We start from the raw sequence: 25412 nt of genomic DNA, 5'->3' as shown, positions 1-25412 counted from the left end.
TAAATCACTGCATCAAAATAATACAGTGATTATATTATAACATATTTTATTTTTTATGTAATCATTACTGAATAATAACGTGATTATAAGGTTCGGCTAGGTCATCTTTGAGGGAATAACTTTCAAGTTTGTTAACATTGCGGCGTAAAAAGGTCGCATAACTTGGGGTGATGTCCCCACGGCTTTCGTACTCCGCAATGACTTTTCGCTCCAAATAATAGCCACGCAACATTTCATCAATATTGTCTGAGCGCATATGAGCGATAACACGTTCGACAAAAACACCTGTTTCGATGATTTCGACTTCCTGCAAGCGAGAGCGTTTCATAAAGGCAATCAAATCGCTGTTGTAAACCCCTTCCAAATCTTGCAGACCTTCTAGCACCAATTCGGTATTGCTGAGGTAGAGTTCAGTCAGGCGTTCTCGATTTTCTTCGGTCAAGCGAATTTCTCTTGGCTGCCCTGACAAGAAACGACGCAAGGTCGGCCACAAGCTCAAACTTTCCCGAATCAAACGGCGAATGCCTCGCATGCTAATGGTAAAGAAATACGTAAAGGTCGAGATGAAACCACGGTTGATTTGACGTTCTAGATTTTGCAAATAACGTTGGTACAAGCGGTATTCCACCAACTCAATGCGGCCTTCTGAAAAGGCATGTTCCAAACCGTCACTTTCAATTCCTAAAATCATCAAACGCAAATACACCAATTCCCGTTTGACACTCGTGGGTTCTTGTTCCAAAACCAAGTGCTTGATACGGCTATTGTAATTGTCAATAGCGGCATACAGGGCTCCTTTGTCTTCGTCTTTAGTGTTTTTCAAATCATCTTCCAAGGTTTGCACCACCTCGTGCAAAATGGCGATTTGCGTGAGGTAATCGGTCTTTTCTTCACCATCTGAACTCTGAGCAAGATAAGGTAAAACCACCAAGCCCGTCACAAAACTCAATAAGGTAACCGCTGCTACGGTAAACAAAATCAAACTGTAAGCATAAGCGTTGAATTGTGGCAAAAGCAAAATGGTTGCCATAGATACCGTTCCTTTAACACCTGAAAAGGTCAAAAGGAGAATTTCTCTGATTGCTGCTCTTAGCGAACGCACCATGGTACGGTAATGAAAAGCATAGTAAAGGCTAATCATCACAAAACGCACTAAAAAGAGCAAGACCGTCACCGTCAAAACGATAGCCAGCAAACGGTAATTGTTGACTAGAGGATTGACCAAGGCTGGCTCAACGATGCGGGTTAATTCGTAACCAAAGACCGTAAAAACCAAGCCGTTTAGCATAAAGCTGACTGTTTCCCAAATAATCTGACTAACGCGGTCCAACTCAGCATCAAATAGCCGAATGCGTTTGAAACGGCGGGCTTGAGATAACCCCGCAATAACCACGGCGATGATACCTGACACCCCAAAAAGACTGGCAACAAAATAAGACACAATTGGCAGGGATAATTCTAGCAACAGCGCCCCTGTCACGTCTGCAATATCAATCTTTTCAAGGAAAGACAAAACGCCACGGTTTAGCAAGGCAAATAAGATACCGACTAAAATACCGCCGATAATAGCCCAAAAGAGGCTAAAACTCGCCGTAAGCAACGAAAAGGTTCCCGTCATCAAAGCCGCAACGGCAAATTCAAAGGAAATCAAACCGCTGGCGTCATTTAAGAGCCCTTCTAGGGTCAGGATAGACTCCACTCGTTTGGGAAATTTAAACCGTTTGGCAATGGAAAGAAAGGCGACGGCATCTGTTGGGGCTAAAGCAGCTCCCAAGGCAAAACTAGCTGCCAAGGGAATATCAACTGGCAATAATTTTCCAGTCACATAACCAACGGTCAACATGGTGATAAACACCGTTGGCAAAATCAAATAAGCCAAGATGGACTTGTATTTGACAAAGGTCATGACATCACTTTCTTGCCCCTCACAAAAGTTCAGCGGACCAATAACCAAAGCCAAAAACAGCTCCGAATTGAGTGTTAATGTGCTTTCTCTAGCTAAAACACCCACCAAAATTCCCAAGACAATCTGAATAAAAGGCAAGGGAATTTTAGGGTATAGACGATTGATGATATTAGATACAATCAGCATTAAGAAAAATGCGATAAGTAAGATAGAACTCTCGATAAGCATCACCTCTGATTCTTATTTTTGCAAACAATTCACCATAAATTGTTCCTTTTGTTTGGCAATTTTTTGGTCAATTCGTGTGACATCTCTGCCCTCTCTCAAGCAAATGCAGCGCTCTTTTTCCAAGTTTGCCAATCTTCTTTTGATAAGCAAAACACGGTCGCTCACTTCTTCTAAAGTGTAAACGGTTGGCGTTTCTGTTTCCAAGTATTTTTGGTGCATACGCTGAATGGTTTCATGAACCGTTAGGGGATGCATAAATTAGTCCTCTTTCACTTTCTTTAATTTTTCAATCATCACAAGAAAAGGTGGTTGATTGATTTGATTTAATGGTTGGTACAACATCGCTGTAAAGAGCCTTTGGTCAAGGTTTTGCACAAAGTGCAACACAGCATCTTTTTCTTGGTCACCGCCCTCATGTCCATAATAAATCATGATGGCTAAGCGACCGCCAACTTCGAGCTGGGCCAAGATTTTCTCAATAGCCACAAGGGTTGTGTCGGGCTTTGTAACCACTGTTTTATCAGCACTTGGTAAATAACCCAAGTTGAAAATAGCCGCACGGATAGGCTCTGTGACGTACTGGTCCACCTGCTCATGCCCCGCTAAAATCAAGTGGGCATTGCAGATACCTGCTTTTTCCAAACGCTGGGCCGTACTTTTTAGGGCTTGTTCTTGAATATCAAAAGCATAAACGTTTTTTGACAAGCCAGCCAAAAAGGCTGTGTCATTGCCATTTCCCATGGTTGCATCCACAGCAATGGCTTCTTTATCTAAAACTTCCGCCAAAAAGGTATGTGACACCTGCAAAGGACGTTTTATCATACAGACACCTCTTGATTTTCTAGCTTGCAGCCTTGATAACTGCCTCGGCGCTCCATTTCTTCGTCAATGGCGTTTAAAACTTCCCATTTTTTAAGGCTCCACATTGGACCAATAAGCATATCGCGCGGGGCATCACCCGTAATTCGGTGAATGATGATAGATTTTGGAATGATTTCCAATTGATTGCAAATGATTTGGACATATTCGTCCATTGAGAGCAATTTCAGACGCCCTTCGTGATAATCGCGTTGCATTCTGGTATTGGTCATGAGATGCAATAAATGCAGTTTAATGCCGTCAATATCGTTATCCGTCACGCAACGTCTGACATTTTCCAGCATCATCTCAGGCGTTTCCCCTGGCAAGCCATTGATTAAATGCGACACGATTTCCACCTTGGGAGCTTGTTGGTGTAGGCGTTTGACCGTTTCCACGTACAATTGGTAAGTGTGGGCTCGGTTGATGAGCTGGGACGTTTTTTCATAAGTGGTCTGTAAGCCTAGCTCAACAGTCACATGCATGCGCTCAGACAATTCCGCCAAATAAGCAATGGTTTCATCTGGCAAACAATCTGGACGAGTCCCAATGTTAATACCGACCACGCCAGGTTCATTGATGGCTTGCTCGTAACGCTCTCGAATCACTTCAACCCTATCATGGGTGTTGGTGAAATTTTGAAAATACACCAAATATTTCTGAACGCTGGGCCATTTACGATGCATAAAATCAATTTCTTTATAAAATTGGTCGCGAATCGGTGCCTCAGGGGCAACGATGGCATCACCTGAACCCGATACCGTACAAAAAGTACACCCACCGTGGGCTACCGTTCCATCACGGTTGGGACAATCAAAGCCCGCATCAATGGGAACTTTGAAAATCTTCTCCCCAAAAAGCTGACGATAATAATCATTTAATGTATTATAACGTTTTTTCATAGCACCTATTATAACATTTTACAAAAAACAAACAAACTCTTATTGCTTACTTTAATTCATCGAAAAAAGACCCAAAAGGTCTTTCCATCTTATGATGTTTTTTAATCTTGTTTGCCTTGGAAACGCCATTCAAATCGTTTTTCGGCATAAAAAGGATAGACAAATAAAACGATAGTAAAGGCTAAGAGCCAGCCACCCAAGATATCTGATGGGTAGTGTACCCCTAGATAAATGCGTGACAAGGCAGTGGCAAAAGCCAAGGCGATGAATAGCACTTGCAAGCAACGTTTAACAAAGGTCTGTGTCAGGTGTTGGTTGACAATAACGACCAAGCTAAGGGCAACAACCATGGTTGCTGCTGCGTGCCAACTTGGGAATGAAGCTCCCATTGGCTTGGCAATAAGATAAGGAATATCTGGACGTGGGCGGTTGTAAAGGTATTTAAAACCTGTTGATAAAACGCCCATCAACAAGAGGTTACCAACCAATAAGAAAGCTTCCATCTTCCATTTCTTCCAAACATAAAAGAGAGAAGCGAGGACAAAAACATAGATAAAGATATAGATTTCATGCCCAAAGTTGGTAATGATTTTGAAAAATGCGATCCAGTGCCGAGGCAAATCCGCACGCAAAGCGATTTGAATATCAGCATCAATACGGACTAAATCTGCTGGGTAAAATTTCACCAAGTAGCCTAGCATCATGAAAAGGACTAATGCAAATGAGCCACCTAGAAAATAAGATTGTTTATGTTTCATCATAAGAGTCATTATACCACAAAAAATGGGTTAGAGTTTAAGAAAGGTGATACATCGGTACAAAAGGAAAAAGCAAACCGAGAAAATCACCCCTTCAATGAGGTTAAACGGAATAACCATAGCAAATAAATAATTGCCCAGTCCCAAAACAGCCTGAATATCAAAATTCGCAAACATGGCGTAAAATGGCACGGCATAGATATAATTTAAGCAGAACATGGCAACTGTCAAACCAAGTGTTCCTACAACAGAGGCAATGATGTAATTTTTAGTTGTTCGTTTCTTATTCCACAGCAAAGCCAAGGCTAAGACAAACACACCAAGAGCCACCACATTCATGGGTAAGCCAATCAGACTGGAAATGCCCCCATTATTAAGCAAGAGCTTTAAAAAGGTCCGCAGCACTAAAATGCACATAGCGCTTCTTAAATCCAAAACCACCAAGCCTATCAAAATAGGCATAATGGAAAAATCAAACTGCAAAAAGCTTGCTGCTGGAATTAAAGGAAATTGCACATACATCAGCAAAAAGGAAAGGGCTGATAAAATGGCAATATACGACAGTTTTCTTGTCCTAGACATTGTGTTAAACATAAAAAATTCCTCCAATTTTTTCAAATTGAAAGAAGCACTAAGGTATTAAGCGACACCAAAAAAGCGTGGCTAATCCTTGGTCTTCTCCCATCCAGACTATACTGTCGGTCCTAGAATCGCACTAGGTCAACTACTTCACGTAGCTCGCGGACTTTTCGCTTTGTTGCGACACAAAGCACCGCCGGTCGGGAATCTCACCCTGCCCTGAAGACATCTTTAGCATAACAAAAAAACGCCCCTGACGCAATAGATGTGACAGAAAAAAAAAGATAGCTAGAACTAGCTATCTTACAGGGTTATTTTAATTTGTCATGTGTATATGTGTGGCTCAATTCAAGGCTTGGGAAGGATTGTTGGCGAAGGGCTTCATAGACAATCATGCAGACGGTATTAGACAAGTTAAGGCTGCGAACGTGCTCATCATTCATGGGAATACGCAAGGCTTCATCCGCATGGGCACGCATAAAGGATTCTGGCAAGCCTTTATCTTCACGTCCAAAAAGGAAATAATGGTGCTTGCCGTCATTGTAATCAACGTCCGAATACACCTTGTCAGCAAATTTGCTAATTAAATGCAATTCTCCATCGCATTTATCCAAAAATTCTTCCAAACTATCGTAAAAGGTCACGTCCAGCTTGTCCCAATAGTCAAGTCCTGCACGCTTCATTTTGCGGTCGTCAATGGGAAATCCCATAGGACGAATGATGTGCAAGGGAGCGTTGGTTGCGGCACAGGTTCTTGCGATATTTCCTGTATTTTGCGGGATTTGAGGTTGAAAAAGCACGACATGGTTAATCGCTTTGCTACCTTCTTCGTGATAATCCAATTCTTCGATATTCATAGATTTCCCCTTCATTTTGACATAAAAAGAAAACCACACTGCTCGGAGTCGCGCTCAGCAAACAATGTGGTTGGTGGTGGTTCATTAACTTAAATCATAACAGGTTTGATTTAAACTAACGAATCTTCGCTAACTATTATAACACTTTGCCCTGTAAAGTCAACGGATTTGATAAGATTTTATAGCCTTTTTTACCAGTCTTTTTCAAAGATAAGGCTCTATTTTTTCAAATGATAAGAATAAGTGGCAATGATAATATCCTCATACCAACGCAAGCGGACACGTAAGCGTAGGCTCATTTGGTTGTGAAGAACGTTTTGCCAGCTGTGTTTTGGAATAAATTTTGGAATGATGACCGTCATGGTGTGGTTTTGTTTTTGGGCTTCACGGTTCATCTTGTTGACAAACAACATGGTCGGTTTAACAATATCACGGTAATTGGATTCGATATTGACAAAGGTCACTTCTGGGAAATAGGTTTTAAATTCTTTTTCAATTTCCAAGTCTTTTTGTTTGGTTTCAAGGGTGGACACGTGCATAGCAACGACGGTTTGCCCAATGCTTTTGGCATAATTGATGGCACGAATGCTGGCTTGGGTCAGATTTCCCACTAAAATCAAGACGGTATTGCCATCGTAATGAACGTTGGTCACATCCTCTGTCAAACGCAATTGCATGGCCACGTTGTTGTAGTGATTTTTAATAGAATAAAACAAAATCATCAAGGCAATAATGATTGGGAAGAATGGCCAAATCTCATTTAATCTAAAGATAAGAAGAATTAAAATGATGACATAGCAGATAATAGCCCCTAAAATATTGGCTAAAGAGTGCCTCAAAAAGCCCTTACCAATTTTGCGTTTCCAGTGAACAACCATGCCCGTTTGTGACAAGGCAAATGGAATAAAGACCCCAATGGTGTAAAGTGGAATGAGACGTTCGGTTGAACCATTGAAAATGAATAACAAGGCAATAGCACCGACGGCTAGAGTGATGATACCGTTTGAATAACCTAAACGTGCCCCTTTTTCCATAAAGAGATGCGGCATGTACTTGTTTTGAGCCATGTTAAATGACAACATTGGAAAGGCTGAAAAACCAGTATTGGCTGCCACGGCCAAAATCAAGGCTGTAGATAATTGGAAAACGTAAAAGAGGGCATTTCCCACAAGAGAATCGCCAAAAATTTCCTTGGCAATTTGAGCTAAAACGGTCACATGAGCATTAGGCAAAATCCCCAACCAGTAGTTCAAGAAGGTAATGCCTGCAAACATGATTCCCAAAATCAAAGACATGATAGCCAAGGTACCAGCAGCGTTATTTTCTTTTGGTTTTTTGAAAAATGGTACTGCGTTTGAGATAGCCTCAACCCCTGTCAAAGAGGCGGAACCACTTGTAAATGCCCTTAATAACAAGATAATGGATACCCCAGGAACCACCGCACCGACGTGTGCTGTTGCGTGGTAAGGCAATTGACCCGTTACAATCTGGAAGGCACCGTACACAATCAAAAACATGGTGCTAATGATAAAGAGGTACACAGGTACCATCAAGGACCTAGCCGATTCGCGCAAGCCCCGCAAATTCATTAACATCAAGAGCAATACCAAGGCAATCGCAATTTCCAAATTGAAATTTTTGAAAGCTGGAAAGGCAGAGGTGATGGCATCTGCTCCTGAAGAAACAGACACCGCTACGGTCAACATATAGTCAATCAAAAGGCTTCCACCAGCTAATAAGCCCATGCTGGGCGATAAATTTTCATTGGAAACAATATAAGCTCCACCACCTTTGGGGTAGGCATGAATCACTTGTTGGTAAGAAATCGTCAGACTGGCTAACAAGACAAGAACCAATAGCCCGATTGGCAAAGACCACCAAATAGCTGCCGCTGAAATGGTTGTCAACACCAAAATCACTTGTTCTGGTCCATAAGCAATAGATGACAAAGCATCACTTGAGAGCATAGCTAAAGCCTGCGACTTGGACAACAAATGCTCTTCATCGGAATCACCAGCTGATTTCAATGGATAACCGATAAAAAGATTCCTTAACTTTTCAAACATTGAAATTCTCCCTTAATCTAAATAACGGTTTATTATAGTTCTCTTGTTCTCATTTCGCAAGTATTTTGGGTAAATGTTATCTATTTGTAACAATTCTAACAGTAGAGTGCTAATGCTTATCGGGACTTTCAGTTTTGTCTAGAAATTTTTACAAAAAAGGAGTATTATAGAAGTGATACTTTTCGGAGGTTCAGGATGAAAATAATTGTTGTCGGTGGAGGTAAGGTCGGAACTGCCCTTTGCCGTTCTTTAGTAGAAGAAAAACATGATGTTATTTTAATTGAGGAAAAAGAGTCTGTTTTAAAAAAAGTTACCAAACGCCATGATATTATGGGAATTGTTGGCAATGGTGCCAACTTTAAAATTCTTGAACAGGCCAATATTCGAAACTGTGATATTTTTATCGCCTTGACGGCAAAAGACGAGGTCAATATGATTTCTGCTGTCTTGGCTAAAAAAATGGGGGCAAAAGAAACGGTTGTTCGTGTGCGAAACCCAGAATATTCCAACACCTATTTCAAGGATAATGATTTTCTTGGCTTTTCCCTCGTGCTCAATCCAGAATTGCTGACGGCTCGCTACATTGCCAACTCGGTTGATTTTCCAAATGCCTTGTCTGTTGAGCACTTTGCCAATGGGCGCGTCATGTTAATGGAATTTATCATTGCCGATGGCAGCAAGTTGTGCCAATTGTCGCTCAGTCAATTCCGCAAGAAATTTGGAAACTTGGTGGTCTGTGTCATTGAGCGTCAGGGCAAGCTTATTATCCCTGACGGGGATACCACGCTACGTCTTGGTGATCGTATTTTTGTCACTGGTAATCGTAACGAGATGATTCAATTCCATAATTCTGTGAAAACTAAAATCATCAAAAACATGATGATTATCGGAGCTGGACGCATTGCTTATTATGTATTGAACATCTTAAAAAATACACGCATAAGCTTAAAAATTATTGAAAATAACCCTGAAGGTGCTGCCTTTTTCAGTCGTGAATTTCCTCATGTTCATGTTGTGCAAGGGGACGGTACGGAAAAAAGCGTTCTTCTAGAAGAAAGTGTGGAAAATTTTGATGCCGTGGCTACCTTGACTGGAGTCGATGAGGAAAACATCATCACGTCAATATTCCTTGAAACCTTAGGCGTGCCAAAAACGATTACCAAGGTCAATCGCACTAGCTTGCTTGAAATCATCGATACCAGCCGTTTTTCAAGCATCGTCACACCTAAAAATATCGCCGTAGACACCATGATGCACTTCATTCGTGGACGCGTCAACGCCCAAGACTCAAACCTTGATGCCATGCACCACATTGCTAATGGGCGCATCGAATCCTTGCAGTTTGAAATCCGCGAATCCAATAAAATGGCTGGCAAGAGTCTCTCTTCGCTTAAATTTAAAGACGATATTTTGATTGCTGCCATTATCCGCAAGGGGAAAACCATTTACCCAACTGGTGAAGACATCTTGCAAGTTGGCGACAAAATTGTTGTGGTCACATTTCTCAAAAATGTGACACGTATCTATGATTTGTTAGCGAGGTAGTTATGAATAAAAGTATGGTTCGCTACCTCCTATCCAAATTGCTCCTGATTGAATCTGGTTTGCTTTTGGTTCCTTTGGTTGTCGCTTTTATTTACCATGAACCTTCTCGCGTGGTCAGTAGCATTATCATGACGATTGCGATTTTACTGCTTATCGGTTTACTTGGAATTGCTTTTAAACCCCAAAATTACCATATCTATACCAAGGAAGGGCTGTTGATTGTCGCTCTTTGTTGGATTTTGTGGTCCTTCTTTGGAGCTCTGCCTTTTGTGCTATCTGGCCAAATTCCTAGCATTATCGATGCTTTCTTTGAAATGAGTTCAGGTTTTACCACGACAGGGGCAACCATTTTACCCGACGTTAGCGTCTTATCGCATTCGATGCTGTTTTGGCGCAGTTTTGCTCACCTTATCGGAGGAATGGGGGTTCTGGTTTTTGCCCTTGCCATTATGGAAAACAGTAAGAACAGTCATCTTGAAGTCATGCGAGCAGAAGTTCCAGGACCTGTTTTTGGTAAAGTGGTATCAAAACTAAGGGAAACCGCTCAAATTCTCTACGTCATCTACCTCAGTATGTTTGCCGTAATTTGCGTTATTTTAGTTGGTGCGGGAATGCCGCTGTTTGACAGTCTGATTACCGCCATGGGATGTGCGGGAACTGGGGGATTTGCCGTTTACAACGACTCCATCGCCCACTACCATAGCTCTCTCATTACCAATATTGTTTCTATCGCGGTGCTGCTTTTCGGAATCAATTTCAACCTTTACTACTTCTTGCTCTTGCGTAAATTCAAAGCCTTTTTCAAGGACGAAGAATTGCGTACCTACATTAGTATTATCATCGTGGCAACAGCTTTGATTTGGCTCAATGTCAGTGGACTTTATGCCAGTGCTGGTAAAGGGTTAGAGATTGTTTTCTTTGAAGTATCCAATGTTATCACGACCACTGGTTTTGGTATCACCGATTTAACCGTTTGGCCGCTCTTTTCGCAAGTCATTCTTCTGATACTGATGTTTATCGGTGGGTCGGCTGGGTCAACTGCAGGTGGTTTTAAGGTAATGCGCGCCTTGATTTTGACGAAAATTTCCAAAAATCAAGTGCTCTCAAGTCTTTATCCTAACCGTGTCATGACCATTCATGTTAATCAACAGCCGCTGGACAAGGAAACCCAGCACAGCGTTTTAAAATACCTGTCGCTATACGTGACCTGTTTACTTGTCTTGACACTCTTCCTATCACTTGATAATAGCGACTTTATGGTGGTTGCCAGTGCCGCGGCTTCAACGTTCAATAACATCGGCCCACTGCTTGGCACCGACCAAACCTTCAACATTTTCAGTCCTTTTTCAAAACTGCTCATGTCCTTTGCCATGATTGCGGGACGTCTTGAGATTTTCCCAATCTTACTGCTTTTCATCCCCAAAACATGGTCTAAATACTAATCATACCGCTCCCTTTCAAAAAGGGAGCTTTTTTGGAGAAAAAAAAACGACCTCAGGCCTGAAGTCGCTTCTTAGTTATGATGAAAATCTTTATGACGGCGTAGGGTGAAATAATCTGGGACAGGGTCTTTGCCACCCTCGACAAATGGGTTGCACCGTAAAATACGTGCAATCCCCATCAAAACACCCTTAATGCCATGCTTTTCAATCGCCACAATCATATAACTAGAACAGGTCGGCTCATAGCGGCAAGACGGTGGGGTCAGTGGGGAAATGAATTTCTGATAGCCCCGCACCAAAGCAATCAAGCTTTTTTTAATCATTTGGTCTTAGTCACCGCTAAATTATGTAGCTGGCTGATTTCTTTTTTATTCAAACGGCGAGATTCCCCAGGACGCAAGCCCCTCACATCTAGATTTCCAAAGCGTGTGCGGGACAATTTATCCACCAAAAGCCCAACAGATTCAAACATCTTTTTGACTTGATGATTGCGTCCTTCATGAATGGTTAATTCCACAACAGAACGGTTTTTGTCAGGATCTACTTTGATAATGTTGTAGCGAGCTGGTTTGGTTTTCTTACCGTCAATGACCACACCACGCGTCAAAGGACGTAGGTTTTCCTTGGTCGCAATGCCTTTCACACGCGCCAAATAAACCTTGTCAATTTCATTTCTTGGGTGGATCATCTCATCTGTAAAATCCCCATCATTGGTTAAAATCAACAAACCTGTAGTATCCCAGTCCAAACGCCCAACAGGGTAAATGCGTTCTTTGACATCAGGCAACAAATCCACAACTGTCTTGCGTCCCTTCTCATCTGACACGCTTGAAATGACCCCACGCGGTTTATTGAGCACATAATAAACCTTTTCTTCATTGTAAATCGGTGTGCCTTCCACTTCGACTCTATCCCCATTTTTAACGGTGGTCGCTAGTTCTGTCACTACCTGACCATTTAATGTCACCAATCCTTGCTTAATCAATTCTTCGGCTTTGCGTCGACTGGCAACACCTGCATGGGCAATGTATTTATTAATTCTCATGCTATTACTCCTATCCTCAAAAATAATGACTGCCTAAGCGTCATCTGTCTGCTTTGTTTCTCCAAAAAGCGACACTTCCTCATCCACCAACTCAATGTGAGAGGCGTCCACCAATTCTGTCAAGTCATTAATCCCCATAAAATCCAAGAAATAATCTGTTGTGGCATAGAGATTGGGACGTCCAATAACCTCTTTTTTCCCCGCTTCTTGAATCAAGCCCAAAGACAAGAGTTTACTCACCGCACTGCTAGAATTGACCCCACGAATGTCGTCAATCTCAATACGCGTAATGGGCTGCTTATAGGCAATAATAGACAGAACTTCCAAACTCGCACGCGACAAGCTCTGATTGACAGGCGCCTTGGCAAATTCACGTAGCAAGTCTGAAAATGTCTCCTTGGTAGCCATTTTATAACGTCCAGCCGTTTCAATCAAGCACAAGGCTGTTGTGTCGTCTGACTCGTATTTTTGAGCCAAGGTCTGCAAGAGCTCTTTTAGCTGACTAGGAGTCAGCTGGAGCATTCCTGCCAAATACCTCAAGCTCAGCCCCTCTTCTCCTGCCACAAAAAGAAGCGCTTCTAATTGTGCCAAATCATTCATATAGCCTCCTCTTAAATGGCTGACGCATCAGATGGCACCTGTTTATCAGCCTTTTTCACCACAATACTACCAAACGTTTCGTCTTGTTCCACCGTGATTTCATGCACCTTAACCAATTCCAAAGTCGCTAGAAACACCGTCACCATCTCCAAACGTGTCTGACATTCCTGAAAAATACTCTCCAAACATAGGCTCGGCGTTTGATTCAAACGCTCAGAAAGAGTCATCATCATGTCTTCGATACGGTAATCATCACGTTCAATGACCGTGTGAGTGCTTGCCATTCGTTTTTGCTTTTCAGACATGACTTGCGAAAAGGACAAAAACAAATCCATAACCGTCTTGTCATGATTCAGCACTGCATCTTCAAAAATAAGCTCTTCCTTAGGTTTGGAATAAAATTTAGAGCGTTCGTCGTGCTGGGCAGACATTTCCTCGCTGATGGCTTTAAAGCGACGGTACTCCTCAATCTGCGACAAAAGCTCTTGCTCGGGGTCATCCTCTACTGGCGTTTGCTCCACAACTTTTGGTAATAGCTTACGACTTTTGATGAGCATGAGCTGACTCGCCATAACCATGTACTCCCCCGCCACTTCTAGCTTCATAGCTTGCAAGGTCGAAATATAAGCCAAATATTGTTCAATCACCTCTACAATCGGAACGTCATAAACATCCACCTGATATTTTGACACCAAATGCAAGAGCAGATCCAAAGGACCTTCAAAATCTTTTAATTTAATATCCATTATGATGTGTAATATTTCTCTAATGTTATCGGGCTTTTTAACCCCAATTGCTTACTGATTTCTAGAATAGACTTGCCAGCCTCTTTTTGGTGAAGAATGTACTGCTGCCGTAAATCTTGTGCGGATAAGGTCTCAAAACCGTATGTGCTTAAAAAAGCCTTGAGCTGAGTGAAAAACCATTGCCGTGAATAAGGCTTTCCTTTATGGTCAAAAAGATACTGACCTTCTGACAATTGTGCCACTAAATAGGGCAAAAGCCGTTCTGGCACTTGCAAAATCCTCACCATCCCAGAGCGTTTCAGACGCAAGACCGCAAATTGACTGTCCACATCGGCTGGGGTTAAGTGCTGAATTTCTTGAGGCAACAAGCCCAATTCAACTATCAACAAGGCAATCAATTGCCCTGCTTTTTGGCTCGTTTCCTGATAAAAACAACCGTAATCTAACAGTGAACAGTCCGCTGACTGAGTTACCATTTTTTCTTGATTGTTCAGCTTATAAAACCGCTCCAGTTTGCCTTGTTCATACAGAAAATACAGAAATTGATTAACTGCTGATAGTTTGCGTTTTTTAGCCGACACTTTCAAGTCTGCTAAAGAATGCTCATACAAGGACAATTTTTCAGGTGTGATTTTGCCAGCCACCACCTCAACAAACTGCTGCAAGTCATAATAGTAAGCCTTCTTAGAACTCTCAGACAGTTGCTTACTTGCTATAAAGCGTGTGATATCATTCTTCATCATCTTTTGGCGTAATGGTGTAATGGTTGGTAAAATCGTGCAACAAGCTGTTGACCGCTTTTAAAATTGAGCGGCGTGTGATAATGCCCAAAAATTGTTGGTCATCATCTAAAACTGGCAAGAAAGGATAATCCACCAACAAGTGCATAATTTCAGTCAAATCAGCCTCTTTGCGAATGGTTTTGATTTTGGTATTGACCATTTGACCAATATCCATCTGGTTGAGTTCCCATTCTGTCAGCTGGTGCTTGACCTGATAAGACATGATATCTGCGATGCTAATGGTTCCCACGTACTTCTTGTCCTTGGTAATAACAGGCACGCGAGAGTAACCATTATTGACCAACAGCAGCATAACATGGTCTGAATTATGCGTATCAATAAAAATGGCTAACTCATCTGCTGGAATGAGGTAGTGGTCCAAATGGCTGAGCAGAAAATCTTCAAATTCTTTTGCTATCATCTGTCAAATTCCTTAGAAAGTGCAGGGTAAAGGTCATGGTGACGTGTGTAGTAAGTCACCTTGATAGTATCCTGTGTAATCTCAACTTTGGCGTACAATTTTTCTTGTACATCGCCACGTGGTTGTGACACGCTTCCTGGGTTGATAAAAATGGTTTTACCATTTCGCCAAGCGGCAGGGCGGTGCAAATGCCCATAAAGGCAAATATCCGCATCTGCTTCTTGGGCAAATAAATCCAATCTATCCCACGTGAAATTGATATTATACAAATGACCATGTGTCTGAGCAATGGTAATGTCCCCAAGTTGGGTAACCAAACGTTCAGGATAACCATTGTCATAATCACAATTGCCACGAACCACATGGATGCCTCCTTCCCAAACAGGGTCCGAACTTGGTAATTCAGAATCCCCATTGTGGAAAATGGCATCTACTTTGCCTTGATACGTTTTTTTGATGTCCTCGACAATCTCACGGTCCCCATGAGAGTCACTCATTACTATGATTGTTTTGCTTGCCATACTGAGAATGCCTCCATTAATTTCTTAACAGCCAATCCTCTGTGTGAGATGCTATTTTTTTCTTCAGCTGTCAATTCAGCTGCATGACGCCCTGTTTCACCGACCATAAACAAAGGGTCATAACCAAAACCATTGTCTCCCTTAGGTTCCATAGCGATGTAACCCGGCCAATCCGCTTCAACCACTAGGCTTTCCTTGCCTGGTGCTGCAACCACTAAGGTTGTGTGGAATTGGGCAGAACGGTCTTTGTGGTCAAAAACCATCGCCAGTTCGTGCAAGAGTTTGGCATTATTGGATTCATCTGTTGCGTCTGGTCCTGAAAAACGTGCTGACCAAACACCTGGAAGGCCACCTAGGGCATCCACTTTCAAACCAGAATCATCCGCCAAGACCATCTTACCCGTTAAATTGGAAATGGTTTCTGCTTTCAAACGAGCATTTTCTTCAAAAGTTGTGCCAGTTTCTGCGACCTCAGGCAAATCAGGGTAATCATTAAGATTTTCCACCTTGATACCTAGTTTTTCAAACATTTTGCGGAATTCTTTGGTCTTGCCTTCGTTGCGTGTGGCAATCAAAATGGTATCACCAAAAGCAGTTTCAGAAGCATTCCCAAAGAAAGCTTTGGCGTCCACGCCCCCTTTAGGCAAGTGCACCAAGAGCAAATGATCAGCTTCAGTCACCACGACGGCACCAGCTCGTTGTGCCACTTCAAACTGACGATCGCTTTCTTGGTTAATCATGTCAACCACAAAACGAATCAACTGAAAATCAGACGCTTTTTTGATAACCGTGACGTTATAGCCATTTTTGGCTTGGTCAGAATGGCACTTACCATGATCTTTATGACAAGGCTTATGCTTAGTCAGTTTTGACAATTCTGAGTTCAATCGAGCTAGGTGGTTGGCACAAATGCCTTCAAAACCACGAAGCACATTGGCGCCACCCCATTCACCGATAAACCAATTGTCCGCATCTTTGTATTCATAAATCTTATCCGTCATTTTCTAATCCAACTCCTTCATCTTGTGCTTGCAAATCAACGTGTCTGACGTCAATATCTGTATTTAGCCAATTCATGGCGATTTCTCTAAAACTTTGCGTGCTGGCTGTGGTATAAAAAACGGGTATGGATTGATTTGGGATACGGCTGTGATTGATTTGAAAATAATTAAGCAGCACGGAAACATCCCGCACACACTCTGCTCCGCTATCAATTAACTTAACCTCTGGCCCCATGACATTTTGAATGATAGGACGCAACAAAGGGTAATGTGTGCAACCAAGCACCAAGGTATCCACTTTGCCAACAAGCGATGCCAGCGTTTCATAAACCACTTTTTTGGCGACACTTGACGCCATTTCGTTTGATTCCACCAAGGGAGCAAATTTAGGGCAAGATAGACTCAAAACGGTCATTTGTGGGGCTAGGGACATAATTTTTTGGCGGTAAATATCCGATTTGATTGTCATCGGCGTGCCAATGATCCCGATTTTGCCGCTGCGCGTTGATTTAATGGCTGCGCTAGACCCTGGCAAAATCACACCCAAGACAGGAATATCCAATTTTTCCTTCACTTCTTCCCAAGCGACTGCTGTTGCAGTATTGCAAGCAAAAACAATCATCTTGACGTTTTGTGTCAATAAAAACTGCACCAATTCCCACGTGTATTCTCGAATTTGCTCGGCTGGTCGTGGCCCATAAGGCGCTCTAGCAGAGTCCCCAATATAGACAATTTCTTCATACGGAAGTTGACGCATCAACTCACGCACCACGGTCAAGCCACCAACACCAGAATCTAAAAAACCAATTGGTCTATTATCCATAACATCTTCTTTCTAATCATGGACTTATAAAAAACCCAGTTGGCGAGGCAACTGAGTCATTCATTTCTGAGCTCTGTGCTCGAAAAGTCAATCAGCCCTTAAGAGTTATGGTCTCTTGCCACTTCTCATAAGGGATGAAACGCTAGCTTATCGTCTATTTTTAGCAGCTGCTGCTTTTGATTGTTTAATAATATTTCGATAAGTCTGTTGAATTTTAGCTTCGCTCGGTTTTTGACCCATTTGGCTCATCATTTCACGAATAGCGTCTGGCGTTAAACGTGGGTGTTCAGCCACTTCTCTTTCAAATTGTCGACGAGCAATGAAAACACCACCAACAAGCCCACCAAGAAGGGCAACCAAAATTAACAGAATCCAAAGAAATGTTGTCATGATTATCTTTCTCCTAAATTTTTTACACCACTCATTATAGCAAAAATAGGGAAAAATAGAAAGAGTTTACAAACGCCTAAGCGCTTTTATCCCCTTTCTTTTTCCCTTAAAAGTTTTGGCTCAAAATGGCTATCGCTCTAGTCAAAATCAAATCCTTCAATGGTCGCAAAGTAATCCTCTGGGATTTCCGCACGACGAATCAAACGAGCAGTGCCGTCCTCTTGGTAAAGAATTTCAGCCGAACGCAAGCGACCGTTGTATTGGTAACCCATTGAAAAGCCATGTGCCCCTGTGTCATGAATAACCAAGATATCCCCGACACGCGCCTCAGGCAATTCCCTTTGTTTCGCAAATTTATCGTTGTTTTCACACAAAGACCCCACCACATCAACGGCTTCCAGTTTGCCATTTGGATTGCTCATGTTGGTAATGTGATGGTAAGCATCATACATAGCAGGACGCATTAAATTCACCGCAGAGGCATCAACGCCGATATAGGTACGGTAGGTTTGTTTACGATGCAATACTTTTGTGACCAACAACCCATGCGGTGCCAACATGAAACGCCCTAATTCTGTGAAAATCTTGACCTCACCAAGTCCCGCTGGAACCAAGACATCATCAAAAGCACGATGCACACCTTCCCCTATAACCGCAATGTCATTGGCTTCTTGACTTGGTAGATAATTGACCCCAATTCCTCCTGACAAATTGACAAAATCAATGGCAACACCTGTTTTTTCCTGGATTTCAACAGCCAATTCAAACAGTTGGCGAGCTAATTCTGGGTAGTAATCGTTTGTGACGGTATTTGACGCCAAGAAGGAATGCACACCAAAATGCTTCACACCTTGGGCTTTGAGTTCCTGAATCCCTTTGAGCAATTGCTCCTTGGTCATCCCAAATTTAGATTCGTTGGGATTGTCCATGATGTCTGTCCCAAGGGCAAAGACGCCACCAGGATTGTAGCGAAGGGAAATCGTGTCAGGCAAACCTGCCACTTCTTTCAAGAAAGCAATGTGCTCATACGCGTCTAAATTGATTGTCGCACCGATTTTTTTAGCATATTGAAATTCACGAGCTGGGGTGTCGTTTGATGAAAACATGATATCCGTAAATCCCAGTTTATGGCTCATCAACAATTCCACTTCCGTTGCACAATCCACGCCACAATTTTCCTCTTGCAAAATCTTCAAAATCGCAGGTGTTGGGGTAGCTTTAACGGCAAAATACTCTTTAAATCCCTTATTCCAAGCAAATGCCTTATTGACAGCACGCGCTTTTTCACGAATGCCCTTTTCATCATACAAATGAAAGGGAGTTGGGTAAGTATCGGTAATAGTTTCAAGTTCTTTAGCTGAAATAAACGGTGTTTTCATCAGGACTCCTCTAAATTGTCAAAATATTATGATTATTATATCATAAAGCCACAAAATCACCAAAAGATAGCTAAAAAAAGCCAGCACCAATGGTGCCAGCTTGTCAGTTAAGGTATTAATCGTCGTTTCCGAAAATACGAAGCAAGTTTAAGAACAAGTTAATGAAGTCGAGGTAAAGGCTCAAGGCCATTGAGATAGCCCAACCGTCATTGACTTGACCACCAGTGCTTGCAAACACACGCTTAATCATTTGATTGTCATAAGCAATTAAAACTGAGAAAATCAACACAGATACAATGCTGATGATGTAACTCATACCGCCAGAACCAATGAAGAGATTCACAAAGCTAGCGATGATAATCCCAATCAAAGCCGCCATCAAAGCCTTGGTCATGCCTGATAAATCACGTTTCGTAAAGAAACCAACCATTGACATAGCAAAAAAGACTAAAGCTGATGAGATAAAGGCTTGGAAAACAGTCGCCTGCGTGTAAGCTGCTAAAACAAAGCTCAAGGTAAAGCCGTTTAAGGCCGAATAAAATAGAAATAGTGGCAAGGCCGCAGGTGTGTTGCGACGCGCAGCGTTACTTGCCATAAATACTAGGGCAAGTTCTAAAAAGATAGCAACGTAATAAACCATTGGATGATAAGTGATAATATTTACCATATTGTCTGAAAAGACATAAAGCATGAGGTATGAGACAAAGGCTGATAGCCCAATTCCCATACCGACTAATCCATAAATCTTAGCAAAAAAGCGACTTAATGCCCCGTCATTTTGAGCATAAATAACATTATTATCCATATACTTTCCTTTCTGTAATAAAGAGATAATGTCTATTCTATATTAACGATGATTGCTTGGTAAAATCTTGCGGCTGTAACGTCTGCGTTTGGTAAATCGTTTTCGCAAAGGCGTCATCGCTTCTTTAACCGCACAATATTTGTCAACCATCGTAACAATATAACCTTCTTTGTAGCGTGGTGGCGCAATAGTAGCCCCCCACATGTGTTTTAAAATAATATCCTCTTCACGTTTTGTTAAGTCCACCAATTTCCGTGCGTTACGAACAGCGATTCGAGGGTGAACCCAAGCGTGCCCTTTGTTAAATTTTGTAACTCTCCAATCGTAATAGAAAAAGTCATGCAAGAGTCCGCCACGTGCGGTAGCTTTTGCATCCCAACCCAATTTTTTAGCAATACGATAACTCGTATAAGCCACGTCGATGGAATGCTCCATCCGAGTTGAATAGTGGTGTTGGATAATCTTATCTAATTTTTGAAAACGAGGATGTTGGATGATATAACCAACAAGGTCCATAAATTCTTTGTCTTTTTTATAGGCTTCCGTGTAACCCGCCCCCTTTCTCTCAACTTAATTATAGCATAATATCTTAAATTAAAGTGAAATAAGAGAATGCTTAAGACCTAAGCTATCAAGTGAAAAAGCAAAATACCAGCTGCCACAGCCACATTCAAACTCTCTGCTTGACCAGGCATGCTAATGTGAACCAAATGGGTTGCTTGTTGCGCCATATTTTCCGAAATGCCATTGCCTTCATTGCCCATGACCAAAGCAAACTGCTGCGGAGCCGCAAAGTCCTTGTAGTCAATCGAATCTGATGACAAGGTGCTAGCCAGCACAGGTAGGTTTAATGTGTGGAACTGCTCGCAAGCAACCGCCATATCCATTCGCCAAACAGGTAGGTGAAAATGGCTGCCCTGCATAGAACGCAGCGTTTTTTGATTGTAAATATCGGCTGATTTTTCCGAAATAATCACACCATCTAAGCCAGCCGCATCTGCTGTCCGAATCATGGTCCCGACATTTCCAGGGTCCTGAACATCCTCCAAGACCAAGTAGCGTCCTGCTTTTAGCGCTTCAAGGGGCAACTGCGGCATCGCAACTTCAGCAATAATGCCCTGTGGTGCCTTAGAATCAGTCAACTCCCTCAATACTTCAGGAGTCACCACTGTTACCTTTGGCAAATGGCTGATGCGCTCAACAAAAGCTTCCAAAACAAAGACATTCACAAAAGTCGCCCCTGCTTTTTCCGCCTCTTCAAACAAATGCCAGCCCTCAATCAAATAAGACGACTGCCGGTATTTCTTTTGCAATAATTTTTTCGTTTTTTTAATGAGATTATTGGATTTAGAAGTTATCGTTAGCATGTTGCTATTATAACAAAAAATCTCCCAAAAAGGAGATTTCAGCACTATTTTAGCTCATTTCTAATGGTTGTCCATTAACATCTTTATCGTCTTTTTTGAGAATAAAGAAGGCATAAATAGCAGACAACGTCACAATACCAGATACCACCAAGAAGGTTTTTTGATAACCAATCTTATCATGTAAGGCTCCAAATGGCGTAGAGAAAATAATTTGTCCTACCTGAGCCGCAATTTGGAAACCAACCATGTAAAGCGTTGTTGAAATACGTGTATCAAAGTGAAGTGTGAAGTAACGGAACATCGCTAGAATAAAGATGGCCGTTTCTGGTGCGTGTAGAAGTTTAATAATAGAAACGCCTAAAGGATTGGTCACTAAACCACAACTACCGATACGCAAAACCATGATAACCAGTCCAATAAGAAGGCTTTTACGAACACCTGTTTTGCGCATCATGATAGGAACCAATCCCATCATAATGGATTCTAAAAAGACTTCCATTGAATTGAGAACCCCATATGCCTGTTGACCAATGGCAGGTGTACTAAAGAATTTAGTAAAGAAGTCAGGGAACATCTGTTGGTCAAATACGGTATAGAAAGTCCAACTCATCATGATAAAAATGATAATTTTCCACAAATCAATCATCTTAAACACGTTTAAAATTTCAGCCATAGAAGGGCATTTATCTTCTTTTTGATTTTCAGCCAAATTCTCAAATTGCTGGAGTTTTTCTTCATCATCTTCTGGTCTAAAGAAAATAAGGACCAAGAGCAACACAACTGCAAAAGCAGATCCTACCCAGAAAATCAAATAAGCATTTATAGTAAATAGGAAACCTGCCACCAAAGCCGCCACAGCATAACCAAATGAACCCCAAGCACGCGCTTGACCGTATTCAAAGTTAAAACGTCTTCCCATACGTTCTGCCAAAGCTTCAAATGTCGGCGAAGTCGCTAAAAATGCAACGGATAAGTATAAAGATCCTAGTAAAACTCCCACATAAAACTGACTTTTTAGCATAGGAACGTAAATCCATGTGAAGAAAGGTCCTAAGAAAATCTCACATCCTACACAAAACATCAAAAGTGTCTTTTTGATTCCCAATTTGTCTTGAATAGAACCATAGACAAACATCAAAATCAAGGTAATAGCAGAGTTAAAAGAATAAATGGTTCCAACTTGTGAACCTGAAAAGCCTTGCTTGCTGGTCAACCATATCTGGAAGAATGACCACCAAATTCCCCAACCTGTGAAGAAGAGCAAGATTGACAAGGAATTACTTGCATAAAAGGGATTGTCAAATTGTTTTTTCAAAGACTTCATGACTCCTAGCCTCCAAATTAGTAGGTATTAGCTTCTTCTTCCAATCGATAGATGTGGGTTTGATTATCACATGCTTGGTCTAAAGAAAGTTCAATTGCATGATTCCAGTAAATTCTTTCTGTAAAGGTAACGCTACCTTCATTCACAAAAATTTCCACTGAACTCTTATCAATATAGACTTGTAACGTCATTTCATCGGTCAAGTCAAGATGAGCAACACGTTCGCCATCGGTTGTGCTACGATTTAGAATCAAGCGTTGTCCAGACAAATCAACTGTTAAATCTAACTGATTGTCACCGTCACTTAGGGTTAGGAGTTTTCCTGATGTTACTCCTTTTATAGCCATCTCGAATTCACTGGTACGAGCCAATTCATATTTGCTATGAGCTTCCAACGTTCCACTAAATTCACAAGCTTCACGTAACGATTTCAACTCTTTGATTGGCAATTGATAGATTTTTCCATGACGGATAACCAATTCACGCGGAAGAGTGAGAGCTCCTGCCCAGCCATCTGCCTTTTCATACATTGGTGAATCCCAAGCATTCATCCATGCAATCATCACGCGACGTCCATCTGGCGTCAATAATGTTTGTGTCGCATAGAAATCATGACCATTATCAATTTCTATGAATGAACTACGTGATAAGGTAAAGTCTTCTTTCAATTGTCCCATAAGATAGCCTGTTTGGTTAAGGTTGCGATATTTGTCGCCTTTTGGCTCTAAACCTTGTGGCGACATCAACAAGATATCTTCACCATTTAGACGGAAGAAATCTGGACACTCCCACATGTAACCTTCATCTTCCAAGTTACTTGCTTTATCAAGGATAGGTAATTCCTTCCAGTCAATCAGATTGTGTGATTGATAAAGCAAGGCTCTTCCTAAACCATCTTCACCTTGACTTCCTAAAACCATATAAAAAGTATCACCATCTTGCCACACTTTTGGATCTCTAAAATGTTTTGTATTACCACTTGGTGTCGTTAAAACTGGATTACCTTCATATTTGGTAAAATGAATGCCATCTGTACTGTAAGCTAGATTTTGATCTTCGTAGAATTGCTCTTGATCATTAGGATCTGTATAATGATGTCCAGTATAAATCAACCACAGTTTTCCATCATACTCAACAGCACTTCCTGAAAAACAACCATCTTCAATAGTGGGTTCCAGAGCAATTGGTAGCGTTTCCCAATGCACTAAATCTTTACTTCTAGCATGTCCCCAGTGCATTGGACCCCAATCTGATCCATAAGGGTAATATTGATAGAAGATATGGTAGTAACCTTTGAAATACGAAAATCCATTTGGGTCATTAATCCAGCCAGCTTTAGCCATAACATGATAGCCAAGACGATAGCGATCGTTGTTCACAGTCATTGTTTCCATTTTTTTCTCCTCTTGATATGATAACCGGTTAACATATTGTGAAATCGTTTTCCTTTAAGGAATACATTAATTATAGCGCTTTCATTTTTATATGTCAACCGGTTGATATAATATTTTTTAATTTTATGTGATTAACTGAAAAAACAACCTATCCTGATGATAAATTGCTTTTATATACTTTTATATATTAGAAAGCCTTGTAGGACTTATTACCGTTAACAAGTGCCATTATCTAGGAGTTTAACAGGTAAAATATGAGTATTAGATTGACTTACTTTACCATTCATGCGATTTTCTAAGAGGTTTACAGCTGTTTTTGCCATTTGATTAATCGGTTGTTGGATTGTTGAGAGATGTGGCAACAATAATTGTGTCATATCGGCACCGTCATATCCAATAATTTTTAAATCACGAGGAACTTCACGATGATACTCTCTTGCTAAAGACAATAAAATAGCCGCATCGGTATCGTTAGAGGCAAATATGCCATCAACCAGTGGATGTTCTTCAAAAATACAACGTAGAACTTCTCTTTTTTCTTCCTGACTAATATTAAAATCAATGTGATAAGTAATCGGTTTAAGACCGTGGGCTTCCATCACACTTTCATAAGCAAGCCGTCTTTGTTGGGCAGGCGTATTCAGATTTAGTGGACCATTTGTATGCACCACATAACGACAACCTCTTTTTAGTAACCTCTCCGTGGCTAGTTTACCACCTTGAAAGTTATCAGACGACACGACTGGAATGTCATCGTTCATAATGCGGTCAATTGAAACAATCGGAAGATTATGGTGGCTATATTCCTTTAAGCCTTGATTATGAGCACCTACAATCAGACCATCTACTTGATGGGTTAGGAGTTGTTTGAGGTAGTCTTCTTCCTTATCTGGATCGTTTTGTGAATTTCCCATCAACACCTTATAACCTCTTTTATACAATAAACGCTCCATTTCAGCTTCTAATTGTGCAAAAAAAGGATTATTGACTGTAGGAAAGATTAAACCAACTAGATAAGTCTTTTGTTGGAACAATTGACGAGCAATGATATTGGGTTGATAGCCTAACGCTGCCATGGCATCGTTTACCTTCTGAATGGTTTTCTCGCTTAAGTAACCTCGATTATTTAAAACCCTAGAAACAGTTGTTTTAGAAACACCTGCTAGGCGAGCAACATCTTCTAATTTTGGACGAGTATGTGACGTATCTTTCATGCTTTCTATTATATCATAAGCCAGCCTAATCAGCTTTATGATATAATAAACGCATAAGAAGACTATAATATTATTAGGGGAGGAATTTGAGATGAAAAAAGTGCGTTTGATTGTGTCTGGTCGTGTGCAAGGCGTTGGTTTTCGCTACTCAACTTATGCAATAGCCCTTCAAATTGGGGATATTTATGGGCGGGTTTGGAATAATGATGACGGCACTGTGGAAATCCTAGCTCAATCCCAAGATGCTGCTAAAATGGCAAAATTTATTCAGGAAGTACGCAAAGGGCCGTCACAATGGGCCAAAGTGACCTATGTTGATGTCAAAATGGATAACTCTGAAGATTTTAAGGATTTTCGCATCGCCAACTAATCTTTGTCACCAAGCTATCAAAAATTAGGACCATAGATGTATTGAGAATTTGCCTAAAAAAAAGTAAAATAGTAGGGTATTATATTTTT

At 41.3% G+C, this 25412-nt stretch carries 28 protein-coding genes and 1 riboswitch; of the genes, 3 read left to right on the top strand and 25 right to left on the bottom strand.

All coding sequences use genetic code 11. From position 1 onward, the window contains the following. Positions 1 to 64: 64 nt before the first annotated feature. The 8 genes from B3R79_RS00480 to B3R79_RS00445 all read right to left on the bottom strand — a co-directional run bounded on the left by B3R79_RS00480 (position 65) and on the right by B3R79_RS00445 (position 8154). Positions 65 to 2128: a cation:proton antiporter gene (locus B3R79_RS00480; protein WP_168260498.1), complete on the bottom strand. Its 2064-nt coding sequence runs from the start codon at positions 2126 to 2128 to the stop codon at positions 65 to 67. 18 nt (positions 2129 to 2146) lie between these two features. Next, positions 2147 to 2389, bottom strand: coding sequence for a hypothetical protein (locus tag B3R79_RS00475; protein ID WP_154454541.1), 243 nt, complete (start codon positions 2387 to 2389; stop codon positions 2147 to 2149). Between the two features lie 3 nt (positions 2390 to 2392). Then, on the bottom strand, positions 2393 to 2956 hold the full coding sequence (locus B3R79_RS00470; RefSeq protein ID WP_168260435.1) for a tRNA (mnm(5)s(2)U34)-methyltransferase: 564 nt from the start codon (positions 2954 to 2956) through the stop codon (positions 2393 to 2395). Then, positions 2953 to 3894, bottom strand: coding sequence for a TIGR01212 family radical SAM protein (locus tag B3R79_RS00465; protein WP_154454539.1), 942 nt, complete (start codon positions 3892 to 3894; stop codon positions 2953 to 2955). The genes B3R79_RS00470 and B3R79_RS00465 overlap by 4 nt, the downstream gene beginning before the upstream one ends. Positions 3895 to 3995: 101 nt before the next feature. Further along, the gene (locus B3R79_RS00460) at positions 3996 to 4652 is read right to left on the bottom strand and encodes a phosphatase PAP2 family protein (RefSeq protein ID WP_293693157.1); all 657 of its coding nucleotides are present in this window, start codon (positions 4650 to 4652) and stop codon (positions 3996 to 3998) included. A gap of 30 nt (positions 4653 to 4682) precedes the next feature. Continuing rightward, the gene (locus B3R79_RS00455; protein ID WP_168260433.1) at positions 4683 to 5246 is read right to left on the bottom strand and encodes an ECF transporter S component; all 564 of its coding nucleotides are present in this window, start codon (positions 5244 to 5246) and stop codon (positions 4683 to 4685) included. A 75-nt stretch (positions 5247 to 5321) separates the two neighbouring features. Beyond that, a riboswitch (FMN riboswitch) is annotated at positions 5322 to 5462 on the bottom strand. 80 nt (positions 5463 to 5542) lie between these two features. After that, complete coding sequence (locus tag B3R79_RS00450) at positions 5543 to 6088, bottom strand: tRNA (cytidine(34)-2'-O)-methyltransferase (protein WP_168260432.1); 546 nt, start codon at positions 6086 to 6088, stop codon at positions 5543 to 5545. 218 nt (positions 6089 to 6306) lie between these two features. Then, on the bottom strand, positions 6307 to 8154 hold the full coding sequence (locus tag B3R79_RS00445) for an APC family permease (protein WP_168260431.1): 1848 nt from the start codon (positions 8152 to 8154) through the stop codon (positions 6307 to 6309). Positions 8155 to 8349: 195 nt separating this feature from the next. Between B3R79_RS00445 and trkA the strand changes: the two genes are divergently transcribed. Together trkA and B3R79_RS00435 are read left to right on the top strand one after the other, a co-directional pair. Further along, positions 8350 to 9699, top strand: coding sequence for a Trk system potassium transporter TrkA (trkA, locus tag B3R79_RS00440; protein ID WP_293693134.1), 1350 nt, complete (start codon positions 8350 to 8352; stop codon positions 9697 to 9699). A gap of 2 nt (positions 9700 to 9701) precedes the next feature. Continuing rightward, a complete protein-coding gene (locus B3R79_RS00435) occupies positions 9702 to 11141 on the top strand; it encodes a TrkH family potassium uptake protein (protein ID WP_293693133.1) in 1440 nt (479 codons plus the stop codon). 71 nt (positions 11142 to 11212) lie between these two features. Here the strand turns inward: B3R79_RS00435 and yidD are convergent, their stop codons facing one another. From yidD to B3R79_RS00350, 17 genes are all read right to left on the bottom strand, one after another. Next, a complete protein-coding gene (yidD, locus tag B3R79_RS00430; protein ID WP_293693132.1) occupies positions 11213 to 11464 on the bottom strand; it encodes a membrane protein insertion efficiency factor YidD in 252 nt (83 codons plus the stop codon). Continuing rightward, the gene (locus B3R79_RS00425) at positions 11461 to 12186 is read right to left on the bottom strand and encodes a pseudouridine synthase (RefSeq protein WP_168260427.1); all 726 of its coding nucleotides are present in this window, start codon (positions 12184 to 12186) and stop codon (positions 11461 to 11463) included. Before B3R79_RS00425 ends, yidD begins: the two co-directional genes overlap by 4 nt. A 33-nt stretch (positions 12187 to 12219) precedes the next feature. After that, entirely contained in the window at positions 12220 to 12786 is a 567-nt protein-coding gene (gene scpB / locus B3R79_RS00420; protein ID WP_293693131.1) for an SMC-Scp complex subunit ScpB, read from the bottom strand. An 11-nt stretch (positions 12787 to 12797) separates the two neighbouring features. Further along, entirely contained in the window at positions 12798 to 13532 is a 735-nt protein-coding gene (locus B3R79_RS00415) for a segregation/condensation protein A (protein ID WP_168260425.1), read from the bottom strand. Continuing rightward, complete coding sequence (gene xerD / locus B3R79_RS00410; RefSeq protein ID WP_293693130.1) at positions 13532 to 14272, bottom strand: site-specific tyrosine recombinase XerD; 741 nt, start codon at positions 14270 to 14272, stop codon at positions 13532 to 13534. Before xerD ends, B3R79_RS00415 begins: the two co-directional genes overlap by 1 nt. Further along, on the bottom strand, positions 14262 to 14735 hold the full coding sequence (cbpB, locus tag B3R79_RS00405) for a cyclic-di-AMP-binding protein CbpB (protein WP_168260424.1): 474 nt from the start codon (positions 14733 to 14735) through the stop codon (positions 14262 to 14264). The genes xerD and cbpB overlap by 11 nt, the downstream gene beginning before the upstream one ends. Continuing rightward, positions 14732 to 15256, bottom strand: coding sequence for a metallophosphoesterase (locus tag B3R79_RS00400; protein WP_168260423.1), 525 nt, complete (start codon positions 15254 to 15256; stop codon positions 14732 to 14734). The genes cbpB and B3R79_RS00400 overlap by 4 nt, the downstream gene beginning before the upstream one ends. Further along, positions 15235 to 16257: a nucleoside-triphosphate diphosphatase gene (locus B3R79_RS00395; RefSeq protein WP_168260422.1), complete on the bottom strand. Its 1023-nt coding sequence runs from the start codon at positions 16255 to 16257 to the stop codon at positions 15235 to 15237. The genes B3R79_RS00400 and B3R79_RS00395 overlap by 22 nt, the downstream gene beginning before the upstream one ends. Next, the gene (racE, locus tag B3R79_RS00390; RefSeq protein ID WP_235280770.1) at positions 16247 to 17080 is read right to left on the bottom strand and encodes a glutamate racemase; all 834 of its coding nucleotides are present in this window, start codon (positions 17078 to 17080) and stop codon (positions 16247 to 16249) included. The genes B3R79_RS00395 and racE overlap by 11 nt, the downstream gene beginning before the upstream one ends. Positions 17081 to 17227: 147 nt before the next feature. Beyond that, positions 17228 to 17470 (bottom strand): YneF family protein, encoded by a 243-nt coding sequence (locus tag B3R79_RS00385; protein ID WP_154454525.1) that lies wholly within the window; start codon positions 17468 to 17470, stop codon positions 17228 to 17230. Positions 17471 to 17607: 137 nt separating this feature from the next. After that, a complete protein-coding gene (locus B3R79_RS00380; protein WP_293693129.1) occupies positions 17608 to 18849 on the bottom strand; it encodes a diaminopimelate decarboxylase in 1242 nt (413 codons plus the stop codon). A 115-nt stretch (positions 18850 to 18964) separates the two neighbouring features. Continuing rightward, positions 18965 to 19654: a Bax inhibitor-1/YccA family protein gene (locus B3R79_RS00375; RefSeq protein WP_293693128.1), complete on the bottom strand. Its 690-nt coding sequence runs from the start codon at positions 19652 to 19654 to the stop codon at positions 18965 to 18967. 42 nt (positions 19655 to 19696) lie between these two features. Next, positions 19697 to 20170, bottom strand: a complete 474-nt coding sequence (locus B3R79_RS00370; protein WP_293693127.1) for an HD domain-containing protein — start codon at positions 20168 to 20170, stop codon at positions 19697 to 19699. A 107-nt stretch (positions 20171 to 20277) separates the two neighbouring features. Beyond that, complete coding sequence (locus B3R79_RS00365) at positions 20278 to 21021, bottom strand: TrmH family RNA methyltransferase (RefSeq protein ID WP_154454521.1); 744 nt, start codon at positions 21019 to 21021, stop codon at positions 20278 to 20280. A gap of 49 nt (positions 21022 to 21070) precedes the next feature. Next, complete coding sequence (locus B3R79_RS00360; RefSeq protein WP_293693126.1) at positions 21071 to 22345, bottom strand: oligosaccharide MFS transporter; 1275 nt, start codon at positions 22343 to 22345, stop codon at positions 21071 to 21073. Between the two features lie 17 nt (positions 22346 to 22362). After that, positions 22363 to 23739, bottom strand: coding sequence for a glycoside hydrolase family 32 protein (locus B3R79_RS00355; protein ID WP_235280773.1), 1377 nt, complete (start codon positions 23737 to 23739; stop codon positions 22363 to 22365). A gap of 215 nt (positions 23740 to 23954) precedes the next feature. Next, positions 23955 to 24953 carry a LacI family DNA-binding transcriptional regulator gene (locus tag B3R79_RS00350; protein WP_168260417.1) on the bottom strand — a complete coding sequence of 333 codons (999 nt, stop codon included), beginning with the start codon at positions 24951 to 24953 and terminating at the stop codon, positions 23955 to 23957. A gap of 91 nt (positions 24954 to 25044) precedes the next feature. On the opposite strand from B3R79_RS00350, the gene B3R79_RS00345 reads away from it, so the two are divergent. Then, on the top strand, positions 25045 to 25323 hold the full coding sequence (locus tag B3R79_RS00345; protein WP_154454754.1) for an acylphosphatase: 279 nt from the start codon (positions 25045 to 25047) through the stop codon (positions 25321 to 25323). Positions 25324 to 25412: the final 89 nt, after the last annotated feature.

This window comes from Streptococcus sp. UBA3373, from assembly GCF_002360305.1.
Lineage (GTDB): Bacteria > Bacillota > Bacilli > Lactobacillales > Streptococcaceae > Streptococcus > Streptococcus alactolyticus.
Note: the sequence above shows the minus strand (reverse complement) of the source record. Positions and strands in the feature narration are given on the sequence as shown.